General features: G+C 59.5%; 13 protein-coding genes, 1 tRNA gene and 2 pseudogenes. 9 read left to right on the plus strand and 7 right to left on the minus strand.

Annotation, left to right across the window (positions count from 1 at the left end; genetic code table 11):
- Positions 1-21 precede the first annotated feature (21 nt).
- The 5 genes and pseudogenes from murI to hemA form a co-directional block, all read right to left on the minus strand.
- Positions 22-813, minus strand: a complete 792-nt coding sequence (murI, locus tag AABM54_RS21565) for a glutamate racemase (protein WP_347901997.1) — start codon at positions 811-813, stop codon at positions 22-24.
- Positions 806-1,561 carry a molybdopterin-synthase adenylyltransferase MoeB gene (locus AABM54_RS21570; protein WP_347901998.1) on the minus strand — a complete coding sequence of 252 codons (756 nt, stop codon included), beginning with the start codon at positions 1,559-1,561 and terminating at the stop codon, positions 806-808. The genes murI and AABM54_RS21570 overlap by 8 nt, the downstream gene beginning before the upstream one ends.
- Positions 1,555-2,385: a peptide chain release factor N(5)-glutamine methyltransferase gene (gene prmC / locus AABM54_RS21575; RefSeq protein WP_347901999.1), complete on the minus strand. Its 831-nt coding sequence runs from the start codon at positions 2,383-2,385 to the stop codon at positions 1,555-1,557. The genes AABM54_RS21570 and prmC overlap by 7 nt, the downstream gene beginning before the upstream one ends.
- The gene (gene prfA, locus AABM54_RS21580) at positions 2,386-3,468 is read right to left on the minus strand and encodes a peptide chain release factor 1 (protein ID WP_347902000.1); all 1,083 of its coding nucleotides are present in this window, start codon (positions 3,466-3,468) and stop codon (positions 2,386-2,388) included. It lies immediately after the preceding gene.
- Positions 3,465-4,755 (minus strand): annotated as a pseudogene (hemA, locus tag AABM54_RS21585) (glutamyl-tRNA reductase). Before hemA ends, prfA begins: the two are co-directional and overlap by 4 nt.
- 182 nt (positions 4,756-4,937) lie before the next feature.
- On the opposite strand from hemA, the gene AABM54_RS21590 reads away from it, so the two are divergent.
- From AABM54_RS21590 to ychF, 8 genes and pseudogenes are all read left to right on the plus strand, one after another.
- Positions 4,938-6,662: a tetratricopeptide repeat protein gene (locus tag AABM54_RS21590; protein ID WP_347902001.1), complete on the plus strand. Its 1,725-nt coding sequence runs from the start codon at positions 4,938-4,940 to the stop codon at positions 6,660-6,662.
- A 4-nt stretch (positions 6,663-6,666) separates the two neighbouring features.
- A complete protein-coding gene (gene lolB, locus AABM54_RS21595; RefSeq protein WP_347902002.1) occupies positions 6,667-7,284 on the plus strand; it encodes a lipoprotein insertase outer membrane protein LolB in 618 nt (205 codons plus the stop codon).
- A gap of 1 nt (position 7,285) precedes the next feature.
- Entirely contained in the window at positions 7,286-8,137 is an 852-nt protein-coding gene (gene ispE / locus AABM54_RS21600) for a 4-(cytidine 5'-diphospho)-2-C-methyl-D-erythritol kinase (protein ID WP_347902003.1), read from the plus strand.
- A gap of 37 nt (positions 8,138-8,174) precedes the next feature.
- A tRNA-Gln gene (locus tag AABM54_RS21605) sits at positions 8,175-8,249 on the plus strand.
- A 46-nt stretch (positions 8,250-8,295) separates the two neighbouring features.
- Positions 8,296-9,237, plus strand: coding sequence for a ribose-phosphate pyrophosphokinase (locus AABM54_RS21610; RefSeq protein WP_003171603.1), 942 nt, complete (start codon positions 8,296-8,298; stop codon positions 9,235-9,237).
- A gap of 142 nt (positions 9,238-9,379) precedes the next feature.
- On the plus strand, positions 9,380-9,976 hold the full coding sequence (locus AABM54_RS21615; RefSeq protein ID WP_145019846.1) for a 50S ribosomal protein L25/general stress protein Ctc: 597 nt from the start codon (positions 9,380-9,382) through the stop codon (positions 9,974-9,976).
- 168 nt (positions 9,977-10,144) lie between these two features.
- Positions 10,145-10,730: pseudogene (gene pth / locus AABM54_RS21620) on the plus strand (aminoacyl-tRNA hydrolase).
- 22 nt (positions 10,731-10,752) lie between these two features.
- Positions 10,753-11,853, plus strand: coding sequence for a redox-regulated ATPase YchF (ychF, locus tag AABM54_RS21625; protein WP_347902004.1), 1,101 nt, complete (start codon positions 10,753-10,755; stop codon positions 11,851-11,853).
- 126 nt (positions 11,854-11,979) lie between these two features.
- Here the strand turns inward: ychF and AABM54_RS21630 are convergent, their stop codons facing one another.
- Together AABM54_RS21630 and AABM54_RS21635 are read right to left on the minus strand one after the other, a co-directional pair.
- Positions 11,980-14,034, minus strand: coding sequence for a TonB-dependent receptor (locus AABM54_RS21630; RefSeq protein WP_347902005.1), 2,055 nt, complete (start codon positions 14,032-14,034; stop codon positions 11,980-11,982).
- 303 nt (positions 14,035-14,337) lie between these two features.
- Positions 14,338-15,555, minus strand: coding sequence for an MFS transporter (locus tag AABM54_RS21635; RefSeq protein ID WP_347902006.1), 1,218 nt, complete (start codon positions 15,553-15,555; stop codon positions 14,338-14,340).
- 331 nt (positions 15,556-15,886) lie between these two features.
- On the opposite strand from AABM54_RS21635, the gene AABM54_RS21640 reads away from it, so the two are divergent.
- Positions 15,887-17,944, plus strand: coding sequence for a methyl-accepting chemotaxis protein (locus AABM54_RS21640; protein WP_347902007.1), 2,058 nt, complete (start codon positions 15,887-15,889; stop codon positions 17,942-17,944).
- Positions 17,945-17,989: the final 45 nt, after the last annotated feature.

Genomic DNA, 17,989 nt, shown 5'->3' on the forward strand with positions numbered 1-17,989 from the left:
TCGTCAGAAATTCACGATTTTTTATTGGCTGAAGCTTCGCACAACACCCGACTTATTCCACAGCAACGGCAGAATTTTTCTCATGTGTTCGGGACTGGCGCTGGTCCAGAACTGCGCTTCCGCGGGCGGGCCCTGCGCGAGCAGTTCACGTTCGGCGAGCAGACGTTGAAGTTGCCGGGCAACGGCAGCACCGGTGTCGATCAGGCTGATGTCCGCGGGGATCAACTGCTTGAGCATCGGCTTGAGGAAGGGATAGTGAGTGCAGCCGAGAATGATCGTGTCACACCCGCCAGCCAGCAACGGTTCAAGGTAACCGGCCAGTAACCGACGCAGCGCGGAGCTGTGCAGATCGCCCGCCTCGATCATCTCCACGAGCCCCGGACAAGGCTGGGTGATGACGCGCACATCAGTGGCAAATCGGTCGAGCAGCGCCGCGAACTTGGCGCTCTGCAAGGTGCCTGTGGTGGCCAGCACCCCGACCACGCCACTGCGGGTGGCGGCCGCGGCCGGTTTTACCGCAGGCTCCATGCCGACCAGAGGCCAGTTCGGATAGTCACGACGCAAGTCCGCGACACCGGCCACGGTCGCCGTGTTGCAGGCCAACACCAGAGCCTTGGCGCCCTGTTGCTGGAAGAACCCGGCCATCACGCTGCATCGCTGGCGAATGAACTCCGGGGTCTTCTCGCCGTAGGGAATGTTCCCGCAGTCGGCAACGTACAGCAGCGTTTCATTGGGCAACAGGCGCTGGATCTCGGCCAATACCGATAACCCACCAACGCCGGAATCGAACACACCAATCGGCGCTTCACGCATGAGTGCCCCCGCAGACGCTGCAACCCGGATCACGCTTGACCCGCAATTCACGAAAACGCGTGCCCAAGGCATCGATCAGCAACAACCGCCCCACCAAGGGCTCACCGAAACCCACCAGCAGTTTCAGCGCTTCAAGGGCTTGCAGGCTGCCGACCAACCCCACCAGCGGACCGACCACGCCGGCCTCGCTGCAAGTCAGTTCGGCTTCGCTGCCGTGCCCGTACAAGCAGTGGTAGCACGGGCTCTCGGCGCGACGCGGGTCGAACACCGACAACTGCCCTTCCAGGCGAATCGCCGCACCGCTGACCAACGGTTTTTTCGCCGCCACGCAGGCCGCGTTCACCGCTTCGCGGGTGGAAAAATTATCGGAACAATCAAGCACCAGATCGACACCGGCCACCGCCGCCGCCAACGAATCTTCGTCCAGCGCGGTGCGATGGGCGATCAGTTGAATCTCGGGGTTGATCGCCGCCAGGCGCTTGATTGCCGAATCGACTTTGCTCAAGCCGACGCTGTCGGTGTCATGGATGATCTGGCGCTGCAGGTTGGTCAGGTCGACCGTGTCGAAGTCCGCCAGATGCAGCTCACCGACCCCCGCCGCCGCCAGATACAACGCAACCGGTGCGCCAAGACCGCCGAGGCCGACGATCAGTACGCGGCTGCCTTTGAGCCGCAATTGCCCGTCGATGTCGACGTGCTGCAACAGAATCTGCCGGCTATAGCGCAACAGTTCCTGATCATTCAGCACGGCAGGCGCCCCAGACTGATACGTTCGTGACCGCCCAGGTCCTTGCGGCTGTGGACTTCTTCAAAGCCTTGGGTCAGCAGCAAATCACGCACCGCGTCGGCCTGATCGTAACCGTGCTCGAGCATCAGCCAGCCGCCTGCCTCAAGGTGTTGCGGTGCCTGGGCGATGATCAAACGCAGGTCGTCGAGGCCATCGGTGCCGGCCACCAGCGCACTCGCGGGTTCGAAGCGCACATCACCGGCCACCAGATGCGGATCGGCAGCGGCAATGTACGGCGGGTTGCTGATGATCAGCGTGTAGCGATGATCTTTCAGCGAGTCGAACCAGTGGCTGCTCAGCACCGTCACGTTATTCAAGTGCAGGCGCTGGCGATTGCGCTCGGCCAGGGCCACCGCTTCCAGCACGCGGTCCACGGCTGTGACACTCCACAGCGGACGTTCGCTGGCCAAGGCCAGGGCAATGGCGCCGCTGCCGGTGCCCAGATCAAGGACATTGGCCGGTGTCGCGGGCAACAGTTCCAGCGCGGTTTCGACCAGCAACTCGGTGTCCGGGCGCGGGATCAGCGTGTGTGGCGCCACTTCCAGATCGAGTTTCCAGAAACCCTGCTGGCCGAGGATGTACGCCACCGGCTCACCGGAACGGCGGCGCTGCAAGTATTCGGCAAAGGTCAGCGCCGCTTCGCTCGGCACGATGCGCTCGGGCCAGGTGTGCAGAAAACTGCGGGACTTGCCCAGGGCCGCGGCCAGCAGCAATTCGGCATCCAGGCGCGCAGTGGGCGAATCCGGCAGGTCAGCCGCGCGTAACAAACTGGCAATGATGGTCATTTATTCACCTATCGCCGCCAGTTGGTCGGCCTGGAATTCAGCCAACAACGGCTCGATCACGGCATCGACGCCACCGGCGAGGATTTCGTCGAGGGAATACAACGTCAGGTTGACCCGGTGGTCGGTGACCCGGCCCTGGGCAAAGTTGTACGTACGGATGCGCTCGGAACGGTCGCCCGAGCCCACCAGCAACTTGCGTTCGCTGGCGATGGCATTCGCGGCGGCGCTGGTTTGCTGGTCGTTCAATTTAGCCGAAAGCCAGGACATTGCCCGCGCCCGGTTCTTGTGCTGGGAACGTTCTTCCTGGCACTCGACCACGATGCCCGACGGCAAGTGAGTGATCCGAATGGCCGAGTCGGTCTTGTTCACGTGCTGACCGCCCGCGCCGGAAGAACGATAGGTGTCGACCCGCAAATCCGCCGGGTTGATCTCGATCGCTTCCTGCTCGTCCGGCTCCGGCAACACCGCCACGGTGCAGGCCGAGGTGTGGATGCGGCCCTGGGACTCAGTGGCCGGAACCCGTTGCACACGGTGCGCGCCGGATTCGAACTTGAGCTTGCCGTAGACGTTGTCGCCTTCAACCCGCGCAATGACTTCCTTATAGCCGCCGTGCTCGCCGATGTTCTCAGAGAGAATCTCGACCCGCCAGCCACGCCGCTCGGCGTAACGCGAATACATGCGAAACAGGTCGCCGGAGAAAATCGCCGCTTCATCACCCCCGGTGCCGGCACGGATTTCCAGGAACACGTTGCGCCCGTCGTTCGGGTCCTTGGGCAGTAACATGCGTTGCAGGCTGGATTCGAGCTCGATCAGTTGCTCTTTGGCTTCGCGAACTTCTTCCACGGCCATTTCGCGCATGTCCGGGTCGCTGTCCTTGAGCAGTGCCTGGGCACCTTCGAGGTCACCCTGAACCTTGAGCAACTGCTTATAGGTGGCGACAATCGGCTCAACTTCCGCGTATTCCTTGGAATAGGTGCGGAACTTGTTCTGATCGGAAATGACTTCGCCATCGCCAAGCAAGGCTGTCAGTTCTTCGAAACGGTCCTGGAGGATGTCCAGCTTATTGAGCAGTGACGCTTTCATTGCGGTTTTTTATCCGAAGAGCTATCCGAAGAGCCCTCACCGAGGGCAAAGAGTTCCTGGGCCATGGCCAGCGCATCGAGGCGGCCTTCGGCGGTCAGTTTTTTCAACTGAACGCTGGGCGCATGCAGCAACTTGTTGGTCAGGCCACGCGCCAGTTGCACCAATATGTCCTCAGCATTGCCGCCGTTGGCGAGCAGTCGCTGGGCTTTTTGCAATTCTTCATCGCGCAGGCGTTCGCTTTGTTGACGATAGGCCTTGAGCACATCGACCGCCGCCAGCTCACGCAGGCGAACCATGAAGTCATCAGCACCGATGGAAACCATCTCTTCCGCCGCCTGGGCTGCACCCTGGCGACTCTTGAGGTTTTCGGCGACCACTTCGTGGAGATCGTCGACGCTATAGAGGTAAACGTCGTCCAACTCGCCGACTTCCGGCTCGATATCCCGTGGCACGGCGATGTCGACCATGAAGATCGGTTTGTGCTTGCGCAGCTTCAGCGCACTTTCGACCGCGCCCTTGCCGAGGATCGGCAACTGGCTGGCGGTGGAACTGATGACGATGTCGCTGCGCACCAGCTCTGCCGGGATGTCCGAGAGTAGCACCGCGTGGGCGCCGAACTGTTCGGCCAGGATACTCGCGCGCTCCAGGGTCCGGTTGGCGACCACGATCCGCTTCACGCCCAACTCATGCAAATGGCGGGCGACCAGAGTGATGGTCTCGCCGGCACCGATCAGCAAGGCCTGGCTGCGTTGCAAGTCGCTGAAAATCTGTTTGGCCAGGCTGACCGCCGCAAACGCCACGGACACCGGGTTTTCGCCAATGGCGGTGTCGGTGCGCACTTGCTTGGCCGCGTTGAACGTGGCCCTGGAACAAACGCCCGAGCAGCGGCCCCACCGTGCCGGCCTCACGGGCCACGGCATAGGCGGACTTCATCTGACCGAGAATCTGCGGTTCGCCCAATACCAGCGAGTCGAGCCCGGAGGCCACGCGCATCATGTGACGAACTGCCGCATCATCTTCATGCACATAAGCACTCGCGCGCAGCTCATCGAGGCTTAAATGATGATAATCGGCCAACCAGCACAGCACGGTTTCGGCCGAAAGGTGATCCTGTTCTATATAGAGTTCACTGCGATTGCAGGTGGAGAGGATCGCAGCTTCGCGACTGTCGGTGAGTCGGCAGAGCTGCTGCAAGGCTTCAACCAGCTGCTCTGGAGTAAAAGCCACGCGCTCGCGCACGTCTACTGACGCAGTCTTGTGGTTAATACCAAGTGCAAGGAAGGCCATTCAAGGTCGCTGATGATGTCGAGAAGCCGACAATTGTCCTACTTCGTCCGGGCCAGAACAACCACCGCAGACTATTGTCCTAATAGACCGCCTGTGAAAAGGCACTCATTGAGTCTCGGTTATGTTTGGCCGAAGGCTTGTGTCATGATGATCCGACCGCAGGTTAGTCGTCCTCTTCCTATATGAATAGATCTTCCGCGTTGCTCCTCGCTTTTGTCTTCCTCAGCGGCTGCCAGGCCTTGGCACCCGTTTCGTCGGACGGTACGCCGCCGGTCGAAGACAGCGCCCCAGCCCCTGAAAAACCCAAGGTTTACGCCTCCTTCAGTGAAGAAACCATCTTCAGCCTGTTGAGTGCGGAACTGGCCGGCCAGCGCAATCGTTTCGACATTGCCCTGGACAACTACGTGACCCAGGCCATCAACACTCAGGATGCAGGGGTTTCCGAACGAGCCTTCCGCATCGCCGAATACCTGGGCGCCGATCAGGCTGCGCTGGATACCGCATTGATCTGGGCCAAAAACGCTCCGACCGACCTCGAAGCCCAACGCGCCGCCGCCGTACAACTGGCCCGCGCTGGCCGCTACGACGATTCCATGGTCTATATGGAAAAAGTCCTGCAAGGCAAAGGCGACACTCATTTCGACTTTCTGGCACTGTCAGCGGCTGACACCGATCAGGACACGCGCAACGGCCTGATGAAAAGTTTTGACCGTTTGTTGCAGCGTCACCCTAACAACGGCCAGCTGATTTTCGGCAAGGCGCTCTTGATGCAACAGGACGGTGACGCCAAGGGCGCGCTGACCCTGCTGGAGAAACACCCTCCGGAAGACGGCGAGATTGCGCCAATCCTGCTGCGCGCTCGCCTGTTGCAAGGGTTGAACCGTGGCAGCGAAGCCATGCCGCTGCTGGAAAAAAGCATCCGCAAATACCCCGACGACAAACGCCTGCGCCTGACCTATGCGCGCATGCTGGTCGAACAGGACCGCATGGACGACGCCAAGACGCAGTTTTCCAGCCTGGTCCAGCAATACCCGGAAGACGACGAACTGCGTTACTCCCTGGCACTCGTCTGCCTGGAAGCCAAGGCGTGGGATGAGGCCAAGGGTTACCTGGAAGACCTGATTGCACGCGAAAGCCATGTCGACTCGGCGCACCTGAACCTGGGCCGCATCGCCGAAGAACGCAACGATCCGCAAGGCGCACTGATCGAGTACGCCCAGGTCGGCCCCGGCAACGACTATCTACCGGCGCAATTGCGCCAGGCCGACATCCTGATGAACAACGGCCGCACGGCCGAAGCCGAAACACGCCTGGCCAAGGAACGCGACGAGCAGCCTGACTACGCGATCCAGCTATACCTGATACAAGCCGAGACCCTGTCGGCCAACAATCAGGGCGATCGCGCCTGGAAGGTCCTTGAACAAGCGTTGCAGCAATATCCGGATGACCTGAACCTTCTCTATACGCGGGCCATGCTGGCGGAAAAGCGCAATGACCTGGCGCAAATGGAGAAAGACCTGCGACTGATCATCAAGCGCGACCCGGACAACGCCATGGCGCTCAACGCCTTGGGGTACACCTTGTCTGACCGCACGACGCGCTACGCCGAAGCCAAGGCGCTGATCGAACAGGCTCACCAGTTGAATCCCGAAGACCCGGCCGTTCTCGACAGCCTCGGCTGGGTGAACTTCCGAATGGGCAACCTCGACGAAGCTGAACGCTTGCTGCGTCAGGCCCTGGAGCGGTTCCCCGACCAGGAAGTCGCTGCGCACCTGGGCGAAGTCCTGTGGGCCAACGGCAAACAACGCGAAGCCAGACAGATCTGGAGCAAGTTCCTCAAAGATCAACCTGACAGCCCTACCCTGCGCAGCACCATCAAGCGCCTGACCGGTTCCGAGACTCTTTAAAATCATGTTTTTGCGCCACGTTATCGTTTTCAGCTTTATCGCCCTGCTTGCCGGTTGCGCAGGCTTTGGTGCCCGTGAGTCGGTCGAAGGTCACGGCAACCCCGCACAATGGAGCGAGCACAAGCAGCAACTGGCCAGCCTCGATGGCTGGCAAATCAACGGCAAGGTTGGCATTCGCGCCCCGAAAGATTCGGGTAGCGGCACGTTGTTCTGGCTGCAACGCCAGGATTACTACGACATCCGCCTCTCCGGTCCATTAGGCCGCGGTGCTGCCCGACTGATGGGACGGCCCGGCAAGGTTTCGCTGGAAGTCGCCAACCAGGGTCGCTATGAAGCGTCCACCCCCGAAGGTTTGCTGGAAGAACAACTGGGCTGGAAGCTGCCGGTCTCGCACCTGGTCTGGTGGGTTCGCGGCTTACCCGCGCCCGACAGCAAAAGTCGCTTGAGCCTCGATGCCGACAGTCGCCTGGCCACACTGGAGCAGGATGGCTGGCAGGTCGAATACCTCAGCTACACCCAACAAAATGGCTACTGGCTACCGGAGCGGATCAAACTGCACGGCATCGACCTTGACGTCACGCTGGTGATCAAGGACTGGCAACCTCGCAAATTGGGGCAATGACATGCCAGCAAATCGCCTGACCCTGCCCTCGCCCGCCAAGCTCAATTTGATGCTGCACATCCTCGGTCGCCGTGAAGACGGCTACCACGAGCTGCAAACACTGTTTCAGTTTCTCGATTACGGCGATGAAATCACCTTCGCCGTACGCGATGACGGTGTCATTCGTTTGCATACCGAATTCGAAGGCGTCCCTCACGACAGCAATCTGATCGTCAAAGCCGCCAAGAAACTCCAGGAACAATCCGGCTGCACGCTCGGGATTGATATCTGGATCGAAAAAATCCTGCCCATGGGCGGTGGAATCGGCGGCGGCAGCTCGAATGCCGCCACTACATTGCTGGGGCTCAATCATCTCTGGCAACTGGGCTGGGATGAAGATCGGCTCGCCACCCTGGGCCTGACCCTGGGCGCCGACGTCCCGGTTTTCGTGCGTGGGCATGCCGCATTTGCCGAGGGCGTGGGAGAAAAGCTCACCCCCGTAGACCCCGAAGAACCGTGGTATCTGGTGCTTGTGCCGCAAGTATCTGTAAGTACAGCAGAAATTTTTTCAGATCCGCTGTTGACACGTAACTCTTCTCCCATTAAAGTGCGCCCCGTTCCCAAGGGAAACAGTCGAAATGACTGCTTACCGGTGGTAACAAGGCGTTATCCAGATGTACGTAACGCTTTGAATTTGCTAGGTAAATTTACCGAAGCAAAACTCACCGGAACTGGAAGTTGTGTGTTTGGGGGCTTCCCAAGCAAAGCTGAAGCTGATAAAGTCTCGGCCCTTCTTACAGAGACCCTTACAGGGTTTGTAGCAAAGGGAAGCAACGTTTCGATGTTGCATCGCAAACTACAAAGTCTGCTCTAAAAGGAATCGAGTACTGGGTACTCGTTGCAACAGATACAGGGGCGTCGCCAAGCGGTAAGGCAGCAGGTTTTGATCCTGCCATGCGTTGGTTCGAATCCAGCCGCCCCTGCCATTTTCTAATACTCATCCAGGTTACCCTCAGCCTTCAGGTACTGCGCGTGTCCAAGATGATGGTCTTTACGGGGAACGCTAACCCCGATCTGGCTCGGCGTGTTGTACGTCAGCTGCATATCCCTCTCGGTGACATCTCTGTCGGTAAATTTTCCGACGGCGAAATTACAGCCGAGATCAATGAAAACGTCCGCGGTAAAGATGTTTTCATTATTCAGCCGACTTGCGCTCCGACCAACGATAACCTGATGGAACTCGTCGTGATGGCTGATGCCTTCCGCCGCTCCTCAGCAACTCGTATCACTGCTGTTATTCCTTACTTTGGTTATGCCCGTCAGGATCGCCGTCCGCGTTCCGCACGTGTGGCTATCAGCGCGAAAGTCGTTGCTGACATGCTTACCGTAGTCGGCATCGATCGTGTTCTCACGGTTGATTTGCATGCTGACCAAATCCAGGGTTTCTTCGATATTCCGGTAGATAACATCTACGGCTCCCCGGTTCTGGTGGATGACATTGAAGATCAGCGCTTCGAAAACCTGATGATCGTGTCCCCGGACATTGGCGGCGTCGTGCGTGCACGTGCTGTTGCCAAGTCCCTGGGCGTGGACCTCGGGATCATCGACAAACGCCGTGAGAAAGCCAATCACTCTGAAGTGATGCATATCATCGGTGATGTCGAAGGGCGTACCTGTATTCTGGTCGACGACATGGTTGATACCGCCGGCACCCTGTGCCACGCGGCTAAAGCCTTGAAAGAGCATGGCGCTGCCAAAGTCTTTGCCTACTGCACACACCCTGTGCTGTCGGGTCGAGCGATCGAAAACATTGAAAATTCCGTGCTGGACGAGCTGGTGGTGACTAACACCATCCCGCTGTCCGCCGCAGCACAAGCCTGTGCACGTATCCGTCAACTGGATATCGCACCGGTAGTTGCCGAAGCGGTTCGCCGCATCAGCAATGAAGAATCGATCAGCGCGATGTTCCGCTAAGGGCCCTGCCCTTTCGGACACTTCTCGTTGACGAAAAGCGCCCCGCCCCGGCATTCCTGTCGGGGCGGGGCTTTTTTGCCCATATCGCCTTTAGCGCTGGTCGCAAACGCTGGGGCGAATGTGGTTATTTTGGAGATACAACATGAACGAATTTACTCTGAATGCTGAAGTGCGTTCCGACCTGGGGAAAGGTGCGAGCCGCCGCCTGCGTCGTCTCGCAAGCCTGGTTCCAGCTGTAGTTTACGGTGGCGAAAAAGCCCCTGAATCCATCAGCATGCTGGCTAAAGAAGTTGCCAAACTGCTCGAAAACGAAGCGGCTTACAGCCACATCATCGAGCTGAACGTTGGCGGCACCAAGCAAAACGTAATCATCAAAGCTCTGCAACGTCACCCGGCCAAAGGCCACGTGATGCACGCTGACTTCGTACGCGTTGTTGCTGGTCAGAAACTGTCCGCTCACGTTCCTGTGCACTTCATCAACGAAGCTGCTGCAGTGAAAAAAGGCGGCGAAATTTCGCACGTTGTTGCTGAAGTTGAAGTTTCCTGCCTGCCAAAAGACCTGCCTGAATTCATCGAAGTCGACCTGGCTGACGCCGAAATCGGCTCGATCATTCACCTGTCCAACATCAAGGCCCCTAAAGGCGTTGAATTTGTTGCTCTGGCTCACGGTAACGACCTGGCTGTTGCCAACGTTCACGCTCCACGTGTTGCTCCAGCTGCAGAAGGCGCTGCAGAGTAATTCACTCTGTACGCCGGAGTGAGCAAGTAACATCGCGGACTGGAACGTAGCGAGAAAGCGGGCGGAACGCGGAGTTTACATCATGGTAAATGAGCATTTTTCGTCCACTTTCGCCGCACAACCCCATTGCCGCGATGTTATCAACCACTCCAAGGAAGGGCCCCTGACGTGAGTGCCATCAAACTGATCGTTGGCCTGGGAAATCCAGGCTCCGAATACGAACAGACCCGGCATAACGCAGGGGCCCTTTTTGTTGAGCGCATCGCGCACGCCCAAGGTGTAAACCTTGTGCCCGATCGCAAGTATTTCGGCCTGACCGGGCGCTTCTCGCATCAGGGTCAGGATGTTCGCCTGCTGATTCCCACCACCTACATGAACCGTAGCGGCCAGGGCCGTGGCGGCACTTGCCGGTTTTTTCCGCATCAAGCCGGAAGAGATCCTGGTGGCGCATGACGAACTCGACTTGCCTCCCGGCGTTGCCAAGCTCAAACAGGGCGGCGGGCATGGCGGTCACAACGGGTTGCGCGACATCATTGCGCAACTGGGCAACCAGAATACCTTTCACCGTCTGCGGCTCGGCATTGGCCACCCGGGCGTTGCCAGTATGGTTTCAAACTTTGTCCTGGGTCGTGCGCCACGCGCCGAACAGGAAAAACTCGATGCCAGCATCGATTTTGCCCTCGGCGTGCTGCCGGATATCTTCGCCGGTGAATGGAACCGCGCGATGAAAAACCTGCACAGCCAGAAGGCCTGACTCTTACCCGAGGGGAAACACCATGGGATTCAATTGCGGCATCGTCGGCCTGCCTAACGTCGGCAAGTCCACCCTGTTCAACGCCCTGACCAAATCCGGTATCGCGGCCGAGAACTTCCCCTTCTGCACCATCGAGCCGAACAGCGGTATCGTGCCGATGCCGGATCCACGCCTGGACGCCCTGGCGGCCATCGTCAATCCAAAGCGCATCCTGCCGACCACCATGGAATTCGTCGACATTGCGGGCCTGGTTGCCGGTGCCTCGAAAGGTGAAGGCCTGGGTAACAAGTTCCTGGCCAACATCCGCGAAACCGATGCCATCGCCCACGTGGTCCGCTGCTTCGAAGACGAGAACGTGATTCACGTCTCCAACAGCGTCGACCCGAAACGCGACATCGAGATCATCGACCTGGAACTGATCTTCGCCGACCTCGACAGCTGCGAGAAGCAACTGCAGAAAGTCGCTCGCAACGCCAAGGGTGGCGACAAGGATGCTGTCGTTCAGAAAGGCCTGCTGGAGCAGTTGATCGCTCACTTCACCCTCGGGAAGCCTGCGCGCAGCCTGATGAAGAACATGAGCACCGACGAAAAAGCGGTGATCCGTGGCTTCCACCTGCTGACCACCAAACCAGTCATGTACATCGCCAACGTGGCTGAAGACGGTTTCGAAAATAACCCGCTGCTGGACGTGGTCAAGGCCATCGCCGAAGAAGAAGGCGCAGTGGTTGTACCGGTCTGCAACAAGATCGAAGCGGAAATCGCCGAGCTGGATGACGGCGAAGAGAAAGACATGTTCCTTGAGGCCCTGGGCCTGGAAGAGCCTGGCCTGAACCGCGTAATCCGCGCCGGCTACGAAATGCTGCACCTGCAGACCTACTTCACCGCTGGCGTCGAAGAAGTCCGCGCCTGGACCGTCCGCGTCGGTGCCACCGCACCACAAGCCGCTGGCGTGATCCACACCGACTTCGAAAAAGGCTTCATCCGCGCCGAAGTGATCGCCTACGACGATTTCATCCAGTACAAAGGTGAAGCCGGTACCAAGGAAGCCGGTAAATGGCGCCTGGAAGGCAAGGAATACATCGTCAAAGACGGCGACGTGATGCACTTCCGCTTTAACGTCTAACGGTAATCCTCCTGTTTCAGGCGGACTGAAAAGCCCGCCACCCTCTCTGTAGATCAGGGAGAAGGTGGCGGGCTTTTTTGCGTTTGGGGCAGGCGATTGGTAACGCCCTGCCCCGCACCGCCATTCCTAGAAGTACGTCGTAGCCCCCGCAAAGAACGCCCGGCCAGGCACGTAGAAGGTCGTCGAGCCATCGCGCAGATCTTCATCCAACAGGTTCTGTACGCCCGCATTCAACGTCAGCCATTTGGTCACGGCCAGATTCGCGGTCAGGTCATAGGTGGTGTACGACTTGACGAAATCGGTGCCAACGCCACGTTGTTTACCCACATGCTGCGCCGAAACTTCGGTGTTTAGCTGATCCGTCACCTGCCAGTTGATCGCACTGAACGCAGACAGTTTTGGCGCGCTGATCAGGTCTTCACCCGTGGACAGGTTTTTGCTTTCAAGCATGTAAGTGGCATTGGTGCGCCAGTCCACGGAATCCGTCAGCGGTACGCGAACCGAACCTTCCCAACCACGGGTACGCGCCTTTTCGACGTTTTCCAGCATGGTCCACCAGCGACCCTGGTAGAAACCCAACGGTGCGTACTCGATCTTGTCCTCGAAGTCGGTATGGAAGTAGGTCAGGCCCGCCTCCCAACCATCGCGGTCAAAGGACACGCCCACTTCTTTGTTGACGCTGGTTTCCGGGGCCAGGTTCGGGTTACCGGCCATCCAGCAACTGCCGGTGGTGTAGCCCAGAGGTCGCAGCGAGCCACAGCCGCGACCACCGGATTCAGTCGCCGCACCGGCGCTGCCTTCTTTCAGGCTCGGCGCACGAAAGCCTTTGGACACACCGCCACGCACCGTCCAGTCTGGATGCGGATGGTAGACCAGATACGCGCGCGGGCTGTTGTGGTTGCCGTACTCCTCACTGTGGTCGAAGCGGTTACCCAGGGTCAGGGTCAGGTTGTCGAGCAGGAACAGCTCATCCTCGATGAAGGCCGCCGAGTAATCCCCTTTCAGCGTGGCGCCGCTCACGGGAGCCCCCTGGTAGTCCACCGGTACGGTGCCGAGCGTATCGCTGTTGGTCAGCTCTTCGCGCTTCCACTGCCCGCCCACTGTCAGGCGCTGATTGAGCAAGAACTCAAACGGAATGTTGAGGCTGCCTTCGACGATCTTCTCTTCCGAACTGGCCTTGCCCCAATCGATGTCGTTCTTGAATTTGTTCAGGTACATGTCCACTTTCGAGCTACCGAAACTCCAGTCTCCGGTGTGGGAAAGGGTGTAGCTGTCGCGGATCAGTCGCCCGGCGCCGAATTGGGCACCGATCGTTTCGCCCCAGTCGCCGAAGGTCTTTTTGCTCGACCAGGACCGCTCAACGCCGTGCACGGCTTCAAACGACAAACTCTGCTCGTCGTTGATGCGCCAGTCGAGCAAAGCGTTGAGGCTATGATCCTTGGAGCCACCGGCGCCGTCGCCATACATGAACTCACCTGTCTTGTCGCGACGGGCCTCGACTTCATCGGCCGCGCGGCGCGTCAGATTCGCACCCAGGCGCAGGCCCAGGGAATCGGTCAGCGGCCCGGACAGGTTGAGGCTGGTCTGGGTGGTCTGGCCACGGTCGGAATCTTCGGGAATGGTGGTGTTGACGTTGGCCGAACCACTCCAGGTTTTCGACACCTTGCGAGTGATGATGTTGATCACCCCGCCCATGGCATCCGAGCCATACAGCGAAGACATCGGGCCACGCACGATCTCGATGCGCTCGATCATGCTCGGCGCGATCCAGTTGAGGTCCTGGCGCCCAAGGTCACGGCGATAGCTCAAGTCCGATGAACTGCCGATACGTTTGCCGTCGACCAGAATCAGGGTGTACTTGTCATCGAGGCCTCGCAGCTTGATCTTCGACTGTTCGCCCACCGGGCCGAAGCCGCCAGTGACACCGGGAATGCGCCGCAACAAGGTGTTGAGGTCATACACCGGTTGACGTTCGATTTCTTCGCGGGAGATGACACTGACACTGGCTGGCGCATCGCGAAGGTCGGTTGCTCCCCCCGTGGCGGTGACAAACGAGGTGTCGAGTTCGGTCACGTTATGCTTATCGACCTCACCAATCTCCTCTGCTTGCAACGCCGGGGCGGCTAGTAGTACGCCGGCTGTCAGGAAAAGAGAGTTGAAAAGGCAGGGGGTGTTCTTCATCACAAACTGTCCTTGTTGAGCCAACATGCACCATTGCGGAGCACTGAAGGGGACGAAGTGTAATGCAAATCAATATCATTCAGAAAAGCATTAAATCGATATTTGTCAAAATAATTCATTCTCCTCGTCAAAAAAATCCAGCCGAAAAGGCTCAAGCCCATGGATCACGGGCCTGCGCAATCCATTGAAACCCTCAACAGAAAAATCGCGCCCAAGAAAAAGCCGCGTCTGTGCGCGGCTGTTTCCTGAATGAACTACGTGTGGGAACGAACCTGCTCGCTCCCACCTTGTTTTTGTATCAGGTCAGGCCTTTTTGGTGCGCGGCAGGAAGATCGCCAACACTCCCAGCAATGGCAGAAACGAGCACAGCAGGTACACGTACTCGATGCCGTGAGTGTCCGCCAGATACCCCAGCAATGCAGCGCCAATCCCACCGAAACCAAACATCAGACCGAAGAAGATCCCGGCGATCATCCCGACATTGCCTGGCACCAATTCCTGCGCATACACCACAATGGCCGAGAACGCCGAAGCCAGGATGAAACCGATGACCACACTGAGGACGCTGGTCCAGAACAAATCAACGTGAGGCAGGAGCAAGGTGAACGGTGCAACGCCGAGGATCGAGAACCAGATCACCGCCTTACGGCCGATCCTGTCGCCAATCGGCCCGCCAAAGAAGGTCCCCGCCGCTACGGCCCCCAGGAACAGGAACAGATGCAACTGTGAACTGGCCACCGACAGGTCGAATTTCTCGATCAGGTAGAAGGTGAAGTAACTGGTGAGGCTGGACATGTAGAAATACTTGGAGAACACCAGTAAACCGAGCACCACCAACGCACTGGTCACCCTGCCCTTCGACAGCCCGTGAGTCGCCGCCTGGCCTTGTTTGAGCTTGAACAGGTTCAAGTGATGGGCGTACCAGCGACTGATGCCATACAGCAGCACCAGCGCAAACACCGCGAACAGGCCGAACCAGGCAACGTTACCCTGGCCAAACGGAATAATGATGGCCGCCGCCAGCAATGGCCCGAAGGCTGAACCGGCATTACCGCCCACCTGGAACGTCGACTGCGCCAAACCAAAGCGTCCGCCCGAGGCCAGCCGCGCCACGCGAGAAGCTTCCGGGTGAAAGGTCGAGGAACCGATCCCGATCAACCCCGCCGCTAGCAGAATCATCGGGAAGCTGCCGACCACCGACATCATCAAAATACCGATCAGCGTGCAAACGCTCCCGGCCGGCAATAGCCATGGCTTGGGATGACGATCGGTGTGGTAACCGACCCACGGCTGCAACAGCGATGCGGTGAGCTGAAAGGTCAGCGTGATCAGGCCGACCTGGGTGAACGTCAGGCCATAGTTGGCCTTGAGCATCGGGTAGATCGACGGCAGCACCGACTGAATGAGGTCGTTGATCAAATGCGCCAGCGCCACCGCACCGATGATACGCATGACCAGGGGACTGCTTTGCGAAGCAGCGGACGCCGACGTTGCGGCGGACTGAACATTACTGAGAGCCATGAGAGTTTCCATACAGCGGATGGGAGCGCAGTTGCAGGTGCGTCAATGTGCCATTTTTCAGTGCGGCAGCGCCATCCCCTTAGCCTGCTAACGACCTGGCATTCGTCGAAGATGGCTGATAGCGTAAAGCCATGGTCTGAATCTTGCCTTGTCTCTCCACTTCAACGCGGGCCCTTACAAAGGGCACCGAGAATGGGAAGTTTCACCCCAGCCCTGGCCGACACCGCCGGTGGCCGTGAACTTTCGAGGCCTTTTTTTGCGGGCACAGGTTTCGGCCATCGCGCCGTCACCGCACGCCAACGGTGCGTGTTGCTCAGGGGAGTCGTCGGGCATGCAGGCGTTTTTATCACCGGGGATCAGACTGCTTGGGCGTTTTGGTTTCGCGCGCAAGTTTCAGTTGTTGTTTCTGCTGTTTATCCTGCCGCTGGCCGGCAGCTTGTGGATGATTGGCCAGGATTATCGCGACAAACTCAACCTGCTTGCCGGCGAACGCGCCGGGGTGAGCCAGTTGCTGGCCCTCGACACCCTGGACAACCTGCTCGCCGCCCAACGTGATCGCGCCGCCCGCTGGCGCGCCACCGAAACCAATCGCCAACCCACACCGGCGACGCTGGCGGCGATGGCCGCCTTCGATGGAGTTTCACCCGCGCTCAACCAGGCAGCCATCGATTTGGGCAGCACGCTGCAAGCAGAAGGCGCCGAAGCGCAAACCCTCAGCCGCTATCAAGCCCTGCAAGCCGCGCTCGCGGGCCTGGATTCCAAAAGCCTGAGCAGCGTGGGTTGGTGGCCCGATGGCTATGAGCGCTTCACTGCCGCCCTCAGCGCGTTGCAAGCGTTGCGCGAGCAGATCGTCATGGACAATCGCCTGACCCTCGCGCCTTGGCTGGAAACCTACTTGCTCACGCAGATCGCCACCCAGCACACGCCCGACCTGATCGAGCGCGTGGGCCGGCTGGCCAGCGTCGGCCAGGCGTCCGTGGTGTCCGGGCAGTTCACCCTGCAAAGCCGCCTGCAACTGCGCGACCTGCGCAGCCGCATCGGCGATGCCCGTGAGCAACTCATCAAGACCGGCAGCCTGCTCGAAGCCCGTTTGCCCAGCGAGTTGCAGACTTGGGCCGCGCACTACCAGGACAGCCTCAAGCGCCTCGACAGCGGCTTGAAAGTGCTCGACGACGGCGTGTTCGGCGGCAGCATCAACCTCAAGCCGGAAGACTTCGAACGCAGCCTCGACGCCCTGCTCGGCGACTTTGCCTCACTACGCCAGCAATCCCTGACAGCACTGGACCAACGGCTGGATCACTATCACGGCTCGGCAATTCGTCAGTTGATCGTCGTGGCGAGTATCTTCGGTTGCCTGCTGCTGGCGGCGCTGTACCTGTTCATCTGTTTGCAGGCCTCGATCCGCCGCAGCGCCAGCGGCATCACCTTGCTCGCCGAAGCCCTGCGCGACGGCAACCTGAGCCTGCAAGTGCCGGTGCAGGGACGTGACGAACTGGCGGCCATCAGCACCGCGCTCAACGTCGCCGTGGTGCAATTGCGCACGAGCCTGCTGGGGGTCGATCACGAAACCCTGCAACTGAGCGACGCGGTGCGCACCCTCAACACTCATTCCAGCGGTGCACTGGGCGAAGTCGAAGCCCAGCAGTTGCAGATCAGCCAGATCGCCGCTGCCGCCACGCAACTGGCCGCGACGTCCCAAGGGGTTGCCCAGAGTTGCGAACAGGCTTCCGGCAGCGCTCAGCACACCCAGCGCATCGCTGCCGACAGCAGCCGTGACAGCCAGCGCACCACGGCGAGCATTCAGCAGCTCAATCAGCGCCTGAACGATACGGCGGCCGCGCTGGGTCGCGTCAGTGAGCAGGGTCAACAGATTCAACTGGTGGTCGATACGATTCGCGGGGTCGCCGAGCAGACCAACCTGCTGGCGCTCAACGCCGCCATCGAAGCTGCGCGGGCGGGCGAACAGGGTCGTGGTTTTGCGGTGGTGGCCGACGAGGTGCGCAGCCTGTCGCAACGCACTCAATCGTCCACTGCACAGATTGCGGGTACGGTCGACAGCCTGCGCAACACGGTCAACGAGGCGGTAAACCTGATGGAAGCCGCGTGCGGTCAGGCGCAAAGTGACGCGCAAGCGGTGACCGGGCTGGGCGAACGCCTGGGGGAAATTGCCACGGCGGTGCAGAGCGTCACCGACACCCTGGCGCAAATCGCGACGGCGGTTGAGGAGCAGGCTTGCACGGCCGACGAGGTCAGCGGCAATATTCAGCAGGTCGATCAGGCCGCCGTACGCTTGCTGGAAGGCGCCCGGGCCGTGAACCTGGCGGCAGACACACTGAGCCAGGGCAGCAAGGCCTTGAGCGCGAATACCGGGAGGTTTCAGCTCAATTAATCCCCGCGCCGCGCCGGTTTATTCGGCTCAGGTCGATAAGCGGTT

Origin of the sequence: Pseudomonas purpurea, from assembly GCF_039908635.1 — a bacterium.
GTDB lineage: Bacteria > Pseudomonadota > Gammaproteobacteria > Pseudomonadales > Pseudomonadaceae > Aquipseudomonas > Aquipseudomonas purpurea.

Bases quoted from the DNA above. Each gene is read 5' to 3' on its own strand.
- murI (WP_347901997.1), bottom strand. From the start codon at position 813: ATGCGTGAAGCGCCGATTGGTGTGTTCGATTCCGGCGTTGGTGGGTTA.
- prmC (WP_347901999.1), bottom strand. From the start codon at position 2,385: ATGACCATCATTGCCAGTTTGTTACGCGCGGCTGACCTGCCGGATTCG.
- prfA (WP_347902000.1), bottom strand. From the start codon at position 3,468: ATGAAAGCGTCACTGCTCAATAAGCTGGACATCCTCCAGGACCGTTTC.
- AABM54_RS21590 (WP_347902001.1), top strand. From the start codon at position 4,938: ATGAATAGATCTTCCGCGTTGCTCCTCGCTTTTGTCTTCCTCAGCGGC.
- lolB (WP_347902002.1), top strand. From the start codon at position 6,667: ATGTTTTTGCGCCACGTTATCGTTTTCAGCTTTATCGCCCTGCTTGCC.
- ispE (WP_347902003.1), top strand. From the start codon at position 7,286: ATGCCAGCAAATCGCCTGACCCTGCCCTCGCCCGCCAAGCTCAATTTG.
- AABM54_RS21615 (WP_145019846.1), top strand. From the start codon at position 9,380: ATGAACGAATTTACTCTGAATGCTGAAGTGCGTTCCGACCTGGGGAAA.
- ychF (WP_347902004.1), top strand. From the start codon at position 10,753: ATGGGATTCAATTGCGGCATCGTCGGCCTGCCTAACGTCGGCAAGTCC.
- AABM54_RS21630 (WP_347902005.1), bottom strand. From the start codon at position 14,034: ATGAAGAACACCCCCTGCCTTTTCAACTCTCTTTTCCTGACAGCCGGC.
- AABM54_RS21635 (WP_347902006.1), bottom strand. From the start codon at position 15,555: ATGGCTCTCAGTAATGTTCAGTCCGCCGCAACGTCGGCGTCCGCTGCT.
- AABM54_RS21640 (WP_347902007.1), top strand. From the start codon at position 15,887: ATGCAGGCGTTTTTATCACCGGGGATCAGACTGCTTGGGCGTTTTGGT.